Source organism: Plesiocystis pacifica SIR-1, assembly GCF_000170895.1.
Classification (GTDB): Bacteria; Myxococcota_A; Polyangia; order Nannocystales; family Nannocystaceae; genus Plesiocystis; species Plesiocystis pacifica.
On the sequence record NZ_ABCS01000154.1, the window covers coordinates 1 to 16,361 of the forward strand.

General features: G+C 68.3%; 14 protein-coding genes. 8 read left to right on the forward strand and 6 right to left on the reverse strand.

Features of this window, described 5'->3' with window-relative positions:
• Window positions 1-128: 128 nt before the first annotated feature.
• Window positions 129-623, reverse strand: a complete 495-nt coding sequence (locus PPSIR1_RS38985; protein WP_006976811.1) for a hypothetical protein — start codon at window positions 621-623, stop codon at window positions 129-131.
• Window positions 624-702: 79 nt separating this feature from the next.
• Here PPSIR1_RS38985 and PPSIR1_RS38990 point away from each other — a divergent pair, with 79 nt between their 5' ends.
• The 3 genes from PPSIR1_RS38990 to PPSIR1_RS39000 all read left to right on the forward strand — a co-directional run bounded on the left by PPSIR1_RS38990 (window position 703) and on the right by PPSIR1_RS39000 (window position 4,633).
• Window positions 703-921: a hypothetical protein gene (locus PPSIR1_RS38990; protein WP_006976812.1), complete on the forward strand. Its 219-nt coding sequence runs from the start codon at window positions 703-705 to the stop codon at window positions 919-921.
• Window positions 922-1,175: 254 nt separating this feature from the next.
• Window positions 1,176-2,138: a hypothetical protein gene (locus tag PPSIR1_RS45150; protein ID WP_006976813.1), complete on the forward strand. Its 963-nt coding sequence runs from the start codon at window positions 1,176-1,178 to the stop codon at window positions 2,136-2,138.
• Window positions 2,139-2,542: 404 nt separating this feature from the next.
• Window positions 2,543-4,633 carry a hypothetical protein gene (locus tag PPSIR1_RS39000; protein WP_045117632.1) on the forward strand — a complete coding sequence of 697 codons (2,091 nt, stop codon included), beginning with the start codon at window positions 2,543-2,545 and terminating at the stop codon, window positions 4,631-4,633.
• Window positions 4,634-4,639: 6 nt separating this feature from the next.
• Here PPSIR1_RS39000 and PPSIR1_RS39005 read toward each other — a convergent pair whose 3' ends face one another.
• Both PPSIR1_RS39005 and PPSIR1_RS39010 read right to left on the reverse strand, forming a co-directional pair.
• Window positions 4,640-4,972 (reverse strand): hypothetical protein, encoded by a 333-nt coding sequence (locus tag PPSIR1_RS39005; protein WP_006976815.1) that lies wholly within the window; start codon window positions 4,970-4,972, stop codon window positions 4,640-4,642.
• Window positions 4,973-5,154: 182 nt separating this feature from the next.
• Entirely contained in the window at window positions 5,155-8,340 is a 3,186-nt protein-coding gene (locus PPSIR1_RS39010; protein ID WP_086002102.1) for an MXAN_5808 family serine peptidase, read from the reverse strand.
• Between the two features lie 166 nt (window positions 8,341-8,506).
• Here PPSIR1_RS39010 and PPSIR1_RS39015 point away from each other — a divergent pair, with 166 nt between their 5' ends.
• Genes PPSIR1_RS39015 through PPSIR1_RS39025 form a run of 3 tightly spaced genes read left to right on the forward strand, consistent with a single transcriptional unit; the run spans window position 8,507 to window position 11,316 of the window.
• The gene (locus PPSIR1_RS39015) at window positions 8,507-9,622 is read left to right on the forward strand and encodes an RNA polymerase factor sigma-32 (protein WP_006976817.1); all 1,116 of its coding nucleotides are present in this window, start codon (window positions 8,507-8,509) and stop codon (window positions 9,620-9,622) included.
• On the forward strand, window positions 9,619-10,509 hold the full coding sequence (gene rsmI, locus PPSIR1_RS39020; RefSeq protein WP_006976818.1) for a 16S rRNA (cytidine(1402)-2'-O)-methyltransferase: 891 nt from the start codon (window positions 9,619-9,621) through the stop codon (window positions 10,507-10,509). Before PPSIR1_RS39015 ends, rsmI begins: the two co-directional genes overlap by 4 nt.
• A gap of 36 nt (window positions 10,510-10,545) precedes the next feature.
• Entirely contained in the window at window positions 10,546-11,316 is a 771-nt protein-coding gene (locus tag PPSIR1_RS39025) for an alpha/beta fold hydrolase (RefSeq protein ID WP_006976819.1), read from the forward strand.
• 74 nt (window positions 11,317-11,390) lie between these two features.
• Here the strand turns inward: PPSIR1_RS39025 and PPSIR1_RS39030 are convergent, their stop codons facing one another.
• Window positions 11,391-12,317, reverse strand: a complete 927-nt coding sequence (locus PPSIR1_RS39030; RefSeq protein WP_157596439.1) for a hypothetical protein — start codon at window positions 12,315-12,317, stop codon at window positions 11,391-11,393.
• Window positions 12,318-12,697: 380 nt separating this feature from the next.
• On the opposite strand from PPSIR1_RS39030, the gene PPSIR1_RS39035 reads away from it, so the two are divergent.
• Window positions 12,698-13,525: a hypothetical protein gene (locus tag PPSIR1_RS39035; protein ID WP_157596440.1), complete on the forward strand. Its 828-nt coding sequence runs from the start codon at window positions 12,698-12,700 to the stop codon at window positions 13,523-13,525.
• Between the two features lie 274 nt (window positions 13,526-13,799).
• Here PPSIR1_RS39035 and PPSIR1_RS50610 read toward each other — a convergent pair whose 3' ends face one another.
• Complete coding sequence (locus PPSIR1_RS50610) at window positions 13,800-14,339, reverse strand: helix-turn-helix domain-containing protein (protein ID WP_232296622.1); 540 nt, start codon at window positions 14,337-14,339, stop codon at window positions 13,800-13,802.
• A 183-nt stretch (window positions 14,340-14,522) separates the two neighbouring features.
• Window positions 14,523-15,227, reverse strand: coding sequence for a ribonuclease HI (locus PPSIR1_RS50965; RefSeq protein WP_006976823.1), 705 nt, complete (start codon window positions 15,225-15,227; stop codon window positions 14,523-14,525).
• Window positions 15,228-15,439: 212 nt separating this feature from the next.
• Here PPSIR1_RS50965 and PPSIR1_RS39050 point away from each other — a divergent pair, with 212 nt between their 5' ends.
• Window positions 15,440-16,237: a hypothetical protein gene (locus PPSIR1_RS39050; RefSeq protein ID WP_157596441.1), complete on the forward strand. Its 798-nt coding sequence runs from the start codon at window positions 15,440-15,442 to the stop codon at window positions 16,235-16,237.
• Window positions 16,238-16,361: the final 124 nt, after the last annotated feature.

Sequence of the window (16,361 nt, forward strand, 5' to 3'; positions counted from 1 at the left end):
AATCGTGGCAGCCCGTGGCGGGGTCACCGATGACACTCCAGCGCGCAAGCAAACGCGGACAGGCCTGTTTAGGGGCGCGAATGATGAATGTTTCGACGTTGCTCTCCCTCTCCCTTTCCCTTTCTGCTCTAGGCGTCACCCTCGCGCCTGCTGCCGTCGAGTCGGACGGCACCCGCGATGAGGCCATCGCCGTCGACGCTGGCGACGCGGAATCGGAATCGGAAGCGGAAGCGGAGTCGGAATCCGAGTCGGAGTCCGAAGACGGGGCGAGCGAGGCCGAGGACGCATCGACGGAGGAGGAGACCGACTCCGATGAGGCCAGCGATGACGCGTACGAAGAGGAGGACGACTACGACGACGAGGATGACGACTACGACGAAGAGGATGACGACTACGACGAGGACGACTACGACTACGACTACGACGAGGATGATGACGACGACTACGTCGCGCCCAAACGCGTGATGTCCCTGACCAACGGCTACATCGGCGTCGGCCTGGCCCCGGGGATGACCTTCTACAACCGGGGCTTCCACCCGAACACGCGCTTCGAGCTCGAGGCCGGCGGCGTGGTCAGCCATGAGATCCGCGACGTGGGCATCATGTTCGGCGCCCTCACCCACATCACGCCCTACTACGAGCGCGCGACCCCGAGCTGGGGCGTGGACATCACGAGCACGGCGATCCTCGGGGCCCATCTACGTGCGCACGGGTCTGGGTGCCGTCGGCGGGCTACCTCGCCGTCACCGCCTGCACCAGACGGCCGCGGGCGTCGGCGGCACGGTCGGAGCCGGCTTCATCTTCGAGGGGGGCGGGGCGCCCTTTCGGGTCGGGCTGGACTACGACCTGCGCGTGAACACCTACCTCGAGCCGGTGCACACCGGCTTCGTCACGCTGCGCTTCGGCTGCTGCCGAGACTGAGCTCCATTTTGCCCCCACGGGCACCTGGGACCGGGGGCGCTTCGTCGCTCCGCTCCTCCGCTTTGGCTTGGTGGGCAATGGAGTTCGTGCCTTCGAGGAGGCCTGTGGTCGCCCCCGCTCGCGGGGGCGTGGCGTCGTCCTTGAGCGCGGCTGACGAGTACCGCGTGAGCCAGCGTTGCGGTGAACGAGGTTGGCTTCTGGGGGTCGACCGCGGCAGGATTGAAGGGCGGCGAGGCGCCAGGTAAAGGCTTGGCATGTCGAAAGTCTCCTCGGTGTTCGCCTCGCTGTGTGTGTCTGCCTTGCTGATGGCGTGCGGGGACGATAGCAGCGAGGTCGAGACCGAGGGCGCCGACGAGATCGGCGACACGGCCTCGGATACCACCGAGTCGGACAGCGAGAGCTCTGAGAGCGGGAGCAGCGAGAGCTCCGAGAGCGAGAGCAGCGAGACGTCCACGGAGGACAGCAGCAGCGACGAGAGCTCGGAGGACGACACCAGCACAGACACCGGCGAGCCGAGCCGCTGCGCGCCGACCCAGCCCCTCGAGCTCCTCGACGACCAGGGCGGGCTCCGCCTCTACCGCTACGACACCGTCGTCGACGACACGACCTTCGCCGTCGCGGCGGTGGTCAGCCCGACCCAGGCCGAGTACGTCGCCTGGCTCGAGCAGATCGACGCCCAGTACCCCGACGTCGACGTCTTCGATCAGCACGCCCTGCTCGCCCGCCAGCGCGACGTCTTCGTCGAGGCGGGCCTGGACGACGGCGCGCTGTGGGACGCGCTCATCGAGGGCAGCGTCGGCGAGCTCAGCGACGTGATCTGCTTCCAGTCGATCGTCGTCGACCAGCAAAACCAGGACTGGCCGCTGTGGGACGCGGGCTCCGAGGCAGGCGCGGCCGTGCTGCTGCGCGAGTCCGGGGGGCAGACCGAGCTGCGCGCGTATATCGTGACTCAGGACGCGGTCGCCGGAGTGCCGGACAACCAGTACATCCAGCTGGCCGCGGCGGACCTGAGCGAAGGCTGGACCTTCTTCGCCCACTTCCACAACCACTTCTACGCCCCGGACAACCCCTACGACCTGGCCGGGACCACGATCCCCAGCGACCCGGACATCTCGACCTACCAGAGCCTGGCGGCGCAGTACGGCATCGAGGAGGCGTGGATCAGCAACGGCGTCCACAGCCTCGTGTTCGAAGCCGCCGAGTTCGATCTGCTCTGAGGGGGTCGGGTGGTCCTCAGATCAGCCATCACCGAAGCGAGGCTTCGGCCTACCAAGGATGAAGCGAGCCCCTCGCTGACTACCGAGTGGTCAGTTTCTTATCAGATCAGCCGTCACCGAAGCGAGGCTTCGGCCTACCAAGGATGAAACGGCGCCCAGGCTGTCTACCAATCGGTCAGTTTCTTATCAGAGCGAGCAGCGAAGGCGAGTCGAGCGGGGGCATGGAGTGGTAGCTTGCCTTCGATGCCGGCGGGCTCGAGTTCGGCCGAGCGTCAGCGCTCGAGTGACTCCCTTTAAGGCTTGTCAAAATGGGCCGGCGGGCCCGAGAGTCGAGCTATGCTCTCGGCGTGTTTGGTGGGAAATGTCGGGCTCCAAACCGTCGTTTGGGACTGTTGCTCGCGTTCATGCTGCTGATCTCGCTGGCCCCGCGCATGGCCGCAGGGGCGCGGCCGGTGATCGGTCCGGATCGCGAACGGGAGATTCTGAGCTTGCTCGAGCCGCACGCCCTCGGCGATGAGCTGACCCCGGGCTGGACGCTGCACTCCTTTTCGATCGACGTCTCGGTCGTCGAGCTGTGGATCGTCGGGCCCGATCAGGTCTACGCCGAGATCACCCTCGAGCACCCGGACTACGCCGCCGCTGATGCCCGTCAGCTCGAGGGCTTTGCCCTCCGGGTCGTCAGTTCGCCCCCGGGTAGCGAGGGCGCGGTCGCGGAGCTCGTGGCGACGATCGAGGGCAACGACGACGGCTCGTTTTGGGGCCGAAAGGTCCTCTACGCCGGGGTCGAGGGCGGCCCGTCGGGCGAGCACCCGCTGGTCTTTGCGCTGCGCCGCTGGTCGAGGGACGGGCTCGTGTTGCTCGGCGTCTTGACCGTCGCGCTGCTGGTGCTCACCGCACACGCCCTGCGCGGGGCGGAGGCGTGGATGAAGTGGAGCTTGCTCGCCGTCGTGTTGCTCGGCGCGGCGCTGCGCGTGAGCCTCGCCCCAGAGGTCGCGCTCGCGCCCTGGTCCTATACCCGGGCCTTGCTATCGGGCCGGCTGATCTACGAGGGCCCGTTGCTCGGGGTCGTGCATCCGGGGCCGGTGTGGATGAGCGAAACGATCCTCGACAGCACGCTCGCGCTCGCGCTGCTCGCTCCGCTCGCGATCTACGTCCACGCCCGTTATCTGCTCGGAGACCACCGGGTGGCGCTTATCGCCGCAGGGGTGCTGGCTTTCTTACCGCTGCACCTGCGTTTTTCCCACTCCGACGTCGCCTTCATCCCTTCGATCACCCTCAGCTCCTTCGTGATCACACTGGTCCACGTCGCCATGCGCGAGCCCAAGCAGTGGCTCGCCTGGTCCGCGGTCGTCGTGGTCGGCTTCCCGCTCGCGCTGGTCTACCTGGTCCGGCCGCTCAACATCCTCTACTTCCCGCTGCTGATCGGGACGATGTTCGTCAACGCTGGCGTCCACGGGGACAAGCCGCCGATCCATCGCTGGCGAGCTGGGCTCGTGTGCCTGGTCCTGACCCTGGTCACGGTGCTCGGGGGGATCCCGTGGCTGCTGCTGTCTTACGAGGACAAGGTCGTCGAAGGCCTGCAGCTGCGCACGCTGCTCCGGGCGGCCCGGGTGATGTTCCACCCCAGCATGAACGCGCTGCTCAACCCGGTGTTCACGCCCCCGGGTCTGACCTTACTCGCGGTGTTCGGGGCCGTGGACCTACGCCGCCGGGGCAGGCGCGGATTGCTGATCTTCCTGGTCCTGTGGTTGCTGGGCTTCCTGGTCACGCACGCCTACTTCGTGCCGATGTCGCCGTACATGCAGGCCCGCTACCACCTCCACCTGGTCGTGCCCTTCGTGTTCTTGGCGGCGTGCGGGGCGGAAGCCGCGTTGCGCTGGCTCGCGCGCGAACGGGAGCGACGCTCGTGGCTGGCCGGGCGCCGCTACCCCGCGGCGCTCGGGGCGCTCGTGATCTACGTGCTCGCTTCGCCCCTGATTCACCTCCACGGGGTCCGCTACGCCGACTTCAACGAGGCCCAAGAGTGGCGCTTCGTCCACTCCCTGCGCGAGGAGATCCCAGCGGAGTGCAGCGTGATCGAGTACATCGGCGGCGGCGCGAGCTCGAGAATAGAGCGGGTCGGCGCCTTCGTCGAAGGGGGCGCCGCGACCACTCGCTGGCGCGTGCTCACGATCCCGCTCGAGAGCACCGACGCGAACTTCGAGCTGCGCGAGGTCGAGCTGCCCGAGGAGGTCCGGGCGGCGATCGAGGATCCACCAGACTGCCTGTACTGGTACGAGGGCCTGCTGTGCGCCGCGTTCAAGCCGCCCGAGTTCGGCAAGGCCCCAGCCTGCGCCGCGGTCGAGCGCGAGCTCGAGCTCGAGCTCGTCGTCGAGGCCTCGTCCATGTCCGTGCCCTACGACTACAAGCTGGAGAAGGGTCTCGGGGACCTCGACCACATCGACCTGCGCCTCTTTCGAGTCCGGGGGAGGCGGGCGACGGACAGAGGGCGCTAGCGAAGCTCAGGGGCTGTAGGCCACGCCGATCGACAGGACCAGCCGGGTCCCGGCTTCGATCGTGGTCACGGAGTGCTCGAAGCGATCGGGCCGGAACAGCTTGATGCGCGGGCGATCGAGGATGGTCTCCGGGCAGCGAAACTCGCCCCCGCGGGCGGCGGGGCGGAGGATGCAGTTGAGGCGCAGGTGGGCGAGGCCGTCGACGGGGTCGCGGTGCGGCGGCACGCTCGAGCCCGGGGGAAAGCGCAGCAGGTAGGCGTCGAAGCGCCGCGCCTGGGCGAGCAGGAGCTTGTCGTAGCCCGAGCCCTGCCGCCCGGGCTGCCACCGCCAGCGACTCACGCCGGTTGCCCCAGCGCTGATCGGCCGCGGGCAAAGCGGTCTTCATCCCTGCCATGAGATGCCCCCCTTGGGGGCGCTCGCATGCCCTCACGTAGGCACGAAGCCCATTGCTCACCAGCCCCAGCGGAGGAGCGGAGCGACAGAGCGTCCCCGGGTCGGGCTCGCTGCGGCGTCAAAGCAGATCAGCGGCCGTTGTTGAAGGTGTCGACGGCGAGGGATCCGTCGTTTTGGAAGCTGGCTTCCTTGGCCCGGGCCTCGGCGAGGCCGGAGGTCCGCAGCACCCACATGCGCTGGCGGCCGCTGACCTGGCCGTTCTCCCGCGCGACGATCTCGATGTAGTTGTTGCCCGGCTCGAGGGGGACCTCGGCGCTGAACTCCAGGCGCCCGGAGCTGGGGTCCTTGCTGGCGACGTAGCTGATCTTCTCGGCCGAGCCGAACAGGTTGCGCGAGGGGTTTTGGACCGTCACGTAGACGTCGCGCACGGCCTCGCCGTCGAGGGCGACGCCGGACAGGGTGATGCTGGTGTCGGCGGTCTGCCCGGGCACGTCCTGGAGCTCGATGCGCGGCGGGGAGACGGGGTAGACGGTGGTCGTGGCCCCGGGCCGGCGCGGCGCCTTGGCCTCGCTGGTGAGCGCGCTGGCCTTGGCGTAGGCGACCTGGTCCTTGCCCAGGCGCAGCTCGTACCAGCCCCCGGCGTTGCCCGTGGTCGCGAAGCTCGCCCCGGCCTCGGCCCGGGCGAGCACCGGCGCGCCCTCGTAGGGGCCGGCGTAGAGGTCGATCTGGGCTGAGGCCGAGACCCCGCCCTCGCCCCGGAAGTCCAGCGGCGCGGAGATCGGGAAGCTCAGCTCGTCCATGAGGTACTCGCCGATCTTGGCGTCGCTGACGGTGAGCTGGAGCGAGACGTCGTCGGTGGGCTTTTGGACCTCGAAGTCGATGTCGACGAAGTCCGCCTTGCCGACCTTCAGCTCGCCGACCTTGATGCGCCCCGAGTGCAGGAAGACCGCGTCGCCCGAGCCGTTGCGCAGCTGCACGCGGGTGTCCCGGGCGTCGCCGGGGCCGGCGTTTTGGACCCACACGCGCAGGTGCACGCGCTCGCCGACCTGCAGCAGGCCGTCGCCGTTGCCGACGATGGCGTTGCCCTTGGCCGCGAGCTTGGGGTCGTCGATGACCTGGTAGCCGTAGGCGAACTTGGGCCGGTCGACGCCCTTGGCCGACACGTCGATGGAGGTCGCCGAGTTAGCGGTCAGGGCCGCGTCGTGCTGGCTGAGCAGGTGGAAGTCGATGCGATCGGTGCGCGAGAGCTCGTGGGCCGAGACCGAGAGCTTGAGGGTCGCGGTCTTGGTCTCGCCCGGGTCGATGCGCCCGAACATCAGCTCGCGCTCGTCGAAGTAGTTGTAGTCGCTGTCCGAGAGCGCGCGGACCCGGTAGGCCGGGGCGTCGCCGGCGTTGGTCACGGTCATGGTCAGCACCCCGGACTCGCCGCCCGCGATGGTGTCGCCGCGCTTGTCCGTGCTCAGCGAGACCTCGAGCTTGGCCGCCTTGCCGTCCGTGGGCGCGGGGCCCTCGGCCCAGTCGACGTCCTTGCTGCCGAGGCTCGCGGCGATGCGCGCGTCTTCGATGGCGACCTGCTGCGCGGTGAACTGGGGCAGGTTCGCGAGGATGTCGCTGCGCCGGTGGCTGGGGGCCCACAGGGCCAGGTCCCGGGCCATGCGGATCTCCGGGTCGCGCAGCAGCATCTGGGCGCGCTTGGCCGCGTCCTCTTCGACGTCGATGCGCGGCGGCAGCTCGCCCTCGGTCAGCCCGCTGCCGTCGTTGACCGAGCCCTGCTGCAGGAAGAACAGGGGGCCGGCGGTGATCTGCTGCTGCTGCGCCGTGCTGTGGACCAGGTGGGCCGAGAGCGACTCCTCGCGGACCAGGTCGAAGCGCTTGCGGCCGTAGTAGGCCAGGTAGTCCTTGCCGACGTAGACGGGGATGGTCTCGAGGTCCGGGCTCACGCCGACGGACTGGATCGAGACGTCGCCGGGGGTCAGGTACTGGGCGATGGTCAGCTTGAGGGCGAGCTCGGTGTCGGCCACGCGGCGGTCGTGGAGCACCTGGACCGAGCCCTTGCCGAAGGTCCGCCGCCCGAGGATCACCGCGCGGTCGAGGTTGCGCAGGGCGCCCGCGACGATCTCCGTGGCCGAGGCCGAGCCCTGGTCGACGAGCACCACCAGGGGCACGTCGGCGAAGCGGTAGTCGCCGGTCGCCTTGGACTCGTCCCGGGGCGAGGACTCGCCGACCGTCGAGACGATGGTGCCGGTGTCGACGAAGGCGTCGACGACCTCGACGGCGGCGTTGAGCAGGCCGCCCGGGTTGTCGCGCATGTCGAGCACGATGCCGGTGACCCCGGCGCGCTCGAAGTCGCGGAGCTTGTCGCGCAGCTCGGTGGAGGTGGTCTGGGAGAAGTTGCGGGGGATCTGCAGCAGCCCGATCTTCGCGTCGCGGCCCTGGCCGTCCTTGCCCGGGAGGATGTCCCCGGTGACGCTGTCGAGCTTGATCATCGCGCGCTCGATGTCGAAGCGCTTGGCCCGGTCGAGGCCCTCGCGGCGCACGTAGATGGCGACCTCCGTGCCCGCCGGGCCGCGCATCAGGCCGACGGACTCGTTGAGGGTCATGGTCACCGTGGACTCGTCGTCGATCTGGACGATCTTGTCGCCGGCCTGGAGCCCGGCCCGGGCCGCCGGGTTGCCCGGGAGCACGCGCAGCACGGTGAGCTCGTTGTCCCGCATGCCGACCTCGATGCCGAGGCCGCCGAAGGCCCCGGCGGTGTTGGTGCGCATGTCCTCGAAGGCGGCGGGGCGCAGCAGGTTGGTGTGCGGGTCGAGGGTCGAGAGTACGCCCTCGACGATGGCGTACTCGGCCTCGCGCTGCTCGTCGTCGGTGAGCGTGGCGTGGTCGTTGACAAAGGAGAACACCGCGCGGACCTGGGGCCCGACGGCCCACAGCGCGTTGGCGTCGGCGGGGAAGACCTGCTCGGTGGTGCCCACGCGCACGCGGACCGCGGCCTTGGTCTCGTCGGTGGGCTCGACGAGGACCTCGGGGATGATCGCCTCGAGGGCCTCGAGGCCGGCCAGGGTCATGGCCGCGGGCTCGACGCGCTTGGACTCGACGTAGTACTTGCTGACGTTCCACAGCGTCCAGTCGAGGACCCGCAGCTGGGCCGGGTCGTCGTCCTGGGCCAGGCGGGCGTGCTCGCGCTTGTCGCGGTTCCCGGCCTGGGCGGAGCGGTCGCCGATCGCGGTCAGACCGATGGCCAGGGCGACGGAGCCGAGCACGACGGCGGGGGTGGGGAGGGGACGTCGACGGCGGCTCCGGTTCGATTCGACCACGGCACCATTGTAGACCGCTTTGGACCCCGGGGCAGTTTCGAGTCAGTTTCGTCAGTTTGCTTCTACGTCGAGTTTTCGCCGTTCGTTCCGCGCGCGCCGGCGTCAGATCCCCGCTGGGTGGGGCTACCCTGCCCTGACCGTGAACTCTGGCGTAGACTCCGCCTCGATGGCGAAGGCCAAGGACGAAGGCTCCACCCTGCCAGCTCGGCGGGGGCAGAGCGTGCCCGAGGCGACCCTCGTGGAAGGCGAGGTCGTCGGCGAGGTCGTCGGCGAGCTGATCGAGGACGACGAAGACGACGAGCAGGGCCGCGAGGCGCTCAGCGACGTCAGCCCGGCGACCGACGCCGAGCTCGACGCGATCGAGGCCTCGCTGAGCGCCCGTCGCCCCCGCGCCGCGCCCGAGGGCACCACCGCCCTGGCCCTGCGCGACCCCATGGCGGCCTACATGGCCGAGGTCCGCCGCCACCCCTTGCTGACCCGGGAGCAGGAGCACGAGCTGGCCGTGCGCTGGGTCGAGCACGGCGATCAAGAGGCCGCCAAGCGCCTGGTCACCTCGAACCTGCGCCTGGTCGTCAAGATCGCCAACGAGTACCGCCGCGGCTACCAGAACCTGTTGGACCTCGTGCAGGAGGGCAACGTCGGCCTGCTCAAGGCGGTTCAAAAGTTCGACCCCTACCGCGGGGTCAAGCTCTCGACCTACTCGGGCTGGTGGATCCGCGCCTACGTGCTCAAGCACATCCTCAACAACTGGCGCCTGGTCAAGATCGGCACGACCCAAAACCAGCGCAAGCTGTTCTTCAACCTCCGCAAGCAGCGCGAGGCCTTGATCCGCGCCGGCATCGACCCCACGGCCGAGAACATCGCCAAGGAGCTCGACGTGTCCACGGAGGAGGTCGTCGAGATGCAAAAGCGCATGGGCGCGCCGGATGCCTCGCTCAACGCCCCGCTGGGCTCGGGCGAGGAGCCCGGGGCGCGCACGCGCCTGGACATGCTCGAGGACGAGACCACGGACCCCGAGGGCGAGGTCAGCGGAGAAGAGTTCAAGCGCCTGCTGCACGACAAGCTGCGGACCTTCGGCGCGACCTTGTCCGGGCGCGAGGCCGAGATCTTCGGCGAGCGGCTCATCGCCGACGAGCCGATCACCCTCCAGGCCCTCGGCGAGCGCTGGGGGGTCAGCCGCGAGCGCGCGCGTCAGGTCGAAAAGCGCATGGTGCTGCGGCTGCGCAAGTACCTGCAGGCCGAGCTCGGCGACGCCGTGCAGATCGCCCTGGGGCACGAGTGAGCGCCGAGCCCGGGGGTGGCGGCGGCGTGCTGGTGCTCGTGGGCACGCCCCTGGGCAACCGCGAGGATCTGAGCCCCCGCGCCCGCCGGACCCTGCTCGAGGCGGACCTGTTGCTGTGCGAGGACACCCGCTCGCCCCAGCGCCTGCTGCCCGACCAGCCCTTGCCCCAGCGGGTCTCGTGCTTCGTCGGCAACGAGCACGAGCGGGTCGGGCTCATGCTCGAGCGCCTGAGCCAGGGCCAGCGGGTCGCCTTCGTCAGCGAGGCGGGGCTGCCGGTGTGGAGCGACCCCGGCCGGACCCTGGTTCTGGCCGCGGTCGCGGCGGGCCACGAGGTCGACGTCATCCCCGGTCCCACGGCGGGGACCTGCGCCCTCGCGCTGTCGGGCTTCGTCGCCGAAGGGGCGCGCTTTTTGGGCTTCATCCCGCGCTCGGGCAAGAGCCGCGCGGCGGTCCTCGACGTCCTCGAGGCCGAAGACGGCGCGGCGGTGCTCTACGAGGCTGGCAATCGGACCCCGGGCTTGCTGGCGGATCTGGCCAAGCGCGAGGCCCTGGCTGGTCGACCCGTGGTCGTCGCTCGCGAGCTGACCAAGCGCCACCAGGAGATCCTGCGCGGGAGCGCGGCCGAGCTCGCCCGAGCTCATCGAGAAGCGCTGCGCGGCGAGGTGACCGTCGTCGTCGGCGGTCGGGCCAGCCTCGAAGGTGGGGCTGGCGGCGCCGAGGTGGGCGGCGAGGAGAAGGCCGATCCGCTCGAGGCTCGGGCTCGGGCCGTGCTCGACCGAATGCTCGACGGCTCGCTCAAGCCGAGGGCGCGCGCCAAGGCGCTGGCGGAGCTGACGGGCCTCGACGTTCGTGAGCTCTACGACCGCTTGCGGGACGCCCGATCCTGATGCAAGCCAGCCGCGAGTCGCGCTACCCTTGCGGCGATGGCGACGTTCAAGAGCTCCGATGGTCTCGACATTTCCTACCGCGTGATCGGTGACGGCGATCCCGTGGTCTTGCTGCACGGCTGGATGGTCGGCGGGGCCGTGTGGGATCGGGTGACCGACGCCCTCACCGGCGCGGGCCTGAAGCTCTACATCCCGGATCAGCGCGGGGCCGGCGAGTCGGCCAAGCCTGAGCGCGGCTACGACATCGAGCAGTACGTCGCCGACGCCATCGCCCTCGCCGACGCCGCGGGCCTCGAGCGCTTCGCCCTCGTCGGCCACTCCATGGGCGGGCAGATCGCCCAGGTCGTCGCCGCCGAGCTCGGCGACCGGGTCTCGCGGATGGTGCTGCTGTGCCCCGTGCCCGCCGCGGGCATGCCCCTACCCGACGAGGCCGCGGCCTTGTTCCGCAACAGCGGCGGGAACACCGAGGCGCAGACCACCATCCTCAACATGGCCTGCAAGCAGCTCGACGAGGACGCCCTGGCTTTTTGCCTGGCGACGGCGGCCACCGTCTCGACGCCCTGCGTCGAGCAGGCCTTCGACGCCTGGACCGGGGAGAACTTCGCTGACCGCCTCGGCCGCGTGACCGCGAAGACCACGGTCTACGGCACCGATGACCCCTTCTTGACCCCGGAGATCCTCAACGCCGCCGTGGTCGAGCTCATCGCCAACGCCGACTTCCACCACCAGCCGGGCCCGGGCCACTACCCCCAGGTGGAGACGCCCGCCGACACCGGCGCGAAGCTGGCCGAGCTGCTGAAGAACTGACCTGAGCGGAGCGAGCTCAAACAAAAACTCGTGGAGCGCAGGCTCCACGAGTTTTTTGTTTGGAAGCGCGGAGCTCAGGCGCCGCAGGTCCACTTGCCGAGGGCCTCGGGCTTGTCGCCGAGCTTCATCATCCGGTTGCCGTCGCCGCCGTCGAAGGTGATGCCCGTCCACAGCTCGCGCTTGCCGTCGCCGTCGAGGTCCACGGTCCCGCGCAGGCGGATGACGTCGGCGCCCTTCTTGGCCCGGTCGAGGAGCACGAGGTTGGCCATGTCGCCGCCGGGGGCCATGAACAGGCCGCTGAACAGGTAGGTGTCCGGGTCGTTGGGGTTGAGCATGATCGCCGAGATGAACACGTCGTCCTTGCCGTCGCCGTCGACGTCCGTCGCGGCCTTTTGCTTGGACTGGAACTCGCCCTTGACGTTGCGGACCTTGGTGATGGCCGCGAGCACGGCCTCTTGCTCGGCGTCCTCGAGGCGAGCGCCCCGGTCGGACCAGGTGTCCGGGTCGATCTGCGTGAAGTCGCCGCCGAGGGACTTGGGCCACACGCCCCAGTCGTAGTTCGCGCCGCCGTCGAGCTCGGCGGTGGGCAGGGCTCCCTTGTCGCCGCAGGTCGAGTCCTTGTTCCCGGCCAGGGTCTTGTCGAGGGACTTCTTGCCGTAGCTGTCCTCCATGTAGACCTCGGAGCCCTCGGCCACGAGCGCGGCGCAATCGGCTCCGGCCGCGAGGGCGCCCTTGTCCTTGTCGAAGCAGGCCATCGGCGCGAGGGCGCCGTCGACCGCGAACACCACCGAGCTGGTCTCGGGCGGCTTGGGCCCGGACAGGTCGAAGCGGGGCTCCGCCGGGGTGGTGTCGGGCTCGGGCTCGGGCTCGGGCTGCTTTTCGGCGGGCTTGTCCTCGGCGGGCTTTTCTTCTTTGCCGCCACAGGCGGACAAGACCAGGGCGAGGCCCAAGCAGGCCGAGAGCGCGAGGACGGGTTGAGCGCGACGCGAAGTGCGGTTCATGGCGCGCGCAGTGTACCCGGTCGCTCGCTCGGGTCTTCTGCTCCAGGAAGGGCGCCAGGCGGCTAATGCGCACTTTGAGAGTGCCTGTTACAGTTCTGGTGCGAAGTTATCTGCACGTCCTTGGGAAACGCTTCAGCGCGGAATCAATCGCCGCCGCGAGAGGCGCGGAGCGGGTCTAGATGTGCGTGCCAGGCGCTGATGTCGGATCGTGAATCAAATTCAGAGTCACTTATCTTCGATTGAGTGAAGTTCACTTTTAAAAATTGTGTGAGTGAACGCCATTCTCATGTGCTCTGCAGCACAATGAGAGAAAAGGAGTGAACGCCATTATCGGAAAGGCATTGCACACCCCAAGTGAGGCGCGCTATTACTTTCGCACCGTGAACGACAAGGAACTTGCACGCTTCAGTGAGCGGCCGATGACCTTGATTCGGCGGACTGTCGGTGACCGTGAGGCCATCCTGGGTAAGGCCCGGCGTGCGGGATACACGCTCGCCAACTACGCCTTCCCCCGTCGCATCGAGGAACGGCTGAGCAATCTTCAAACCCTCGGCTACCTCGGGGAGATGCCGAACCGGACGCAGATGGTCTTTGGGGCCGTCGACATGTTCCGCTTCTTCATCGTCCCGTGCGCGGACGACTACTACCGCAGCAAGGAGATCACCTTCGGGTTCCACACCCTGCTGCGCTTCCTCGATGACCCAGCGTCGTTGATGGATCCCACGGGGCTCATGAGCCACCGGGACGTGATCATCGGCCACCTGATGCAGGTGACCCACGCCGACCCGATCTACGACCTGCAGCTGCTCCACGCGATCCCGGACGGCCTCGAAGAGCTCGAGCGTCAGATCGAGCAGATGATCGCCGGGACCCACCCGCGGCAGGAGTCGATCGGCGCCATCATCGAGGATCCCGAGTACCACGGGCGACTCCTCGAGCACGTCCGTGAGTTCCGCGCCAACCCCAGCAAGTGCAAGCCGCTGCTGCGGGAGAACGTGGCCAACAACCCACACTTCGGGGAGATCGCCGAGACCTTCGGTGACTTGCCTTCGGCCATCGGCTACTTCGCCAGCTTGCCGGGCAACCCCATCGAGGCTCTGATTCGGGTCTTGCGCGTGCGCGAGTTCCCGAGCAGCCGTCAGGCCGCCGCCAACGACGTGCACTCGGACGTCGACGTCCCCCTCGGGACGGACATGCAGGCTGCCTGAAGCCCCAGGCCAATCATCCGATCGAAGTGTCACTACGGAGAGCGGGCGGTCCATCCGGATCGTCCGCTCTCTTTTTTTGTTCACGGCGTTCGTGCCCCTGGGCTGGGCCGTACCCCGACCGCGGGGGCGGAAGATCCCCACCCGTGCGTGGGGGAGCATCTTCGCTAACCAGAAGTTGATGCCGGTCAGACCAGACAATTCTTGCGAGTCGCGAGCCCTCTCACAAAGGACGCTGGCGGGCGCCAAGGGTCCCCGCGGCCCCGAGGGCGACCGCTCATCCCTCCTCCTCGCGGGCCTTGGCCTTGGCATCGGCGGCGACGTTGTCGAGCTCTTCGAAGAGCGCACGCAGGACCCGGGTGGCCAGGATGAGCTCTCGGGCAGAGCGCGCCGTGAGCATGTCGATGAGTTCGCGCGCTTCGTTGCGCGCACCGAGCTCGTAGCTTTCGAACAGAGTGCTCAACATGAGATCGAGACCGCTGCACAGCTTGCGCAGCGTATCCAGGCTCGGCGAGAAGCTCCCGTGTTCGAGGCGGCGGATGGTATCCGCCGAGAGTCCGCTGCGCTCGGCCAAGACCTCTTGGGTCATGCCTCGCGCGCGTCGCAAGCTACGAACGTGACGACCAAAATTTCGACCCGTATTCAAGTGGCGCCCAGTCTCGTGGACGGACGGCGAATTCGACAGTGAGTATCGGTCGGGCGCGTACACGGCCCAGTGCAAGACGGCCCGTCCGTGGGCCACCGCGCCGTCGGGGAGCACCGCGAGTTGCCAATCGGTCAGCGCCGTCCCGCTGGGTTCGTGGACGATGGTGGCCACGGTGCTCGGAGCTTCGCGCGGGTCATTGCGAGGCACGAGCACCGCGTCCTGGGCCGATGGGAGCCAGCAACGGTGGGATTGCGGTCCCGGGGTGCAGCGCTTGGAGGGGGTGGGGGCGAGCGTGGTCGTGTGGGGCGTCGTCACGTTCCCATGTCGGCCCGCACGCCCCGACCTTTCGCTCCGTCAGCGTCGGCGCGGCCGCTGCTTGATCGAGGAGTCCTCGATGCGCACGGCCTTGGTGGCCAGGGCGTCGGCCTCTTCGTTGCCCTCGAGCCCGGCGTGGCCCTTGACCTTGAGCAGCTCGATGTTCGGCAGCTCCGGCAACTTGGTCTTGATCTTCTCGATCAGCGCGACGTTCTTCTTGGCCTTCCACCCGCCGATGAGCACGCCGAGGGACCAGCCGCTGTCGGTGTAGAGGTGGATGCGTCGCTCCTTCTCCTCGTCGGTGATGGCCTCGAGGGCGCGGAGGATGGCCTTGAGCTCGGCGACGTTGTTGGTCGCGTCGCCGATGAACTCGCTGATCTCGGTGATGGAGTCGGGGCGGACGATGTGGACGCCCAACCCGGCCGGTCCCGGGTTGCCCGAGCAGGCCCCATCGGTGTGGATGATGATGGTGTCGGCGTCAGCGGCGACCTTGGGTTGCTCACGGATCTTGTTGGCGGGAGTGGACGCCTTCCCACCGCCCCACTCCTGATCCGAGATGATGGCCGACTCATCCTCTGTCGGGGATGGCAGATCCTCGATGTTCTCGCGTGGGGTTCGGTAGGACTTGGTGGCGCCCTTTTTGTAGCGAAGCTCAACGAGACCCCGGCGTACGATGGGTTTGCCAGTAGCGAGGACTCGGACCCAAACTTTGTCGCCTCGAAATTCGAACGCTTTCCAGGGCATGGCGACGCGATGGTGCCACGCTGAGGACGGGAAGCAATCCTGCTCTTGGCACGCTTGACCGCGAGTAACGCGCCCCGTATAAGCCCACGACCATGAAGCGGATCTGCTGGACCACGATGGCTGTCTCTCTGCTCGTTCTCCCTGCCTGCAAGGGAGGCGCTAACGTCGACGCAGTCAAGCTCGTTCCCGACGAGGCTGAGTTCGTCGTCGGGGTGAACCCCAAGGCCGTCACCGGCTCGGAGGTCTACAAGGCCTTCTCCGGCGACCTCGAGAAGGAAGCCGACTACAAGGAGATGGTCGAGGCCCTCAAGGGCTGCAACCTCGAGGTCTCGAGCTTCGATCGCTTCGTCGTCGGCGCGACGGCGAAGGAGGACTTCGTCGCCGTGGTCGAGGCCGCTGGCATCGGCAAGGACGAGAACGCCACCTGCATCATCAACAAGATCGCCGAGGAGAGCGGCGAGGAGGCCAACAACTCGGTCTCCAACAAGGACGGCAAGAAGATCGTCCAGTTCGCTGACGGCCGCGCCTACCTCGTCAACGACAACATGCTCGCCATCGCCACCACCTCCTGGGAGGACAAGGTCGGCGCGCTGATCGACGGCGAGGGCAAGCCCGCCGTCGACAACAGCAAGAAGGACCTCTACGGCGCCATCGACAACAAGGCCGCCGTGTGGTTCGTCGCCGCCGTGCCCACCGAGGTCTCCGCCATGGGCGCCATGTTCGGCGCTCCCGAGCTCGCCGACGTCAAGACGGCCGCCGGCTCCCTCGACCTGAGCTCCGGCGTGGGCGTCAACCTGATCGTCGACATGGCCGACGAGGCCAAGGCCAAGGCCGCCGCCGACAAGGCCAACGGCATGCTCGAGGAGGTCAAGAAGGCCCCGCAAGCCAAGGACTTCGACAGCACCATGAAGAGCCTCGAGATCAAGGCCGACGGCGGCAAGATCACCATCAAGGCCGCGGCCAGCATGGACGACATCAACAAGGCCAAGGAGCTCGCTCCCGGCATGTGAGCCGGTCGCGCTGCGACGAAGGGGGGCTCGGCCATCGCCGGGCCCTTTTTCGTGGTTTTGGGCAAAGCTCGTGAAGGAAGTCACGCGCCTCGCCGAGGAGCGGCCCTGGACGGCGCCCCCGAGT

What these genes read in the sequence shown, in the direction of transcription:
- PPSIR1_RS39030 (WP_157596439.1), bottom strand. Translation starts at nt 12,317, where the DNA reads ATGAACCGCACTTCGCGTCGCGCTCAACCCGTCCTCGCGCTCTCGGCC.
- PPSIR1_RS39015 (WP_006976817.1), top strand. Translation starts at nt 8,507, where the DNA reads ATGGCGAAGGCCAAGGACGAAGGCTCCACCCTGCCAGCTCGGCGGGGG.
- PPSIR1_RS50965 (WP_006976823.1), bottom strand. Translation starts at nt 15,227, where the DNA reads ATGCCCTGGAAAGCGTTCGAATTTCGAGGCGACAAAGTTTGGGTCCGA.
- PPSIR1_RS39000 (WP_045117632.1), top strand. Translation starts at nt 2,543, where the DNA reads ATGCTGCTGATCTCGCTGGCCCCGCGCATGGCCGCAGGGGCGCGGCCG.
- PPSIR1_RS45150 (WP_006976813.1), top strand. Translation starts at nt 1,176, where the DNA reads ATGTCGAAAGTCTCCTCGGTGTTCGCCTCGCTGTGTGTGTCTGCCTTG.
- PPSIR1_RS39025 (WP_006976819.1), top strand. Translation starts at nt 10,546, where the DNA reads ATGGCGACGTTCAAGAGCTCCGATGGTCTCGACATTTCCTACCGCGTG.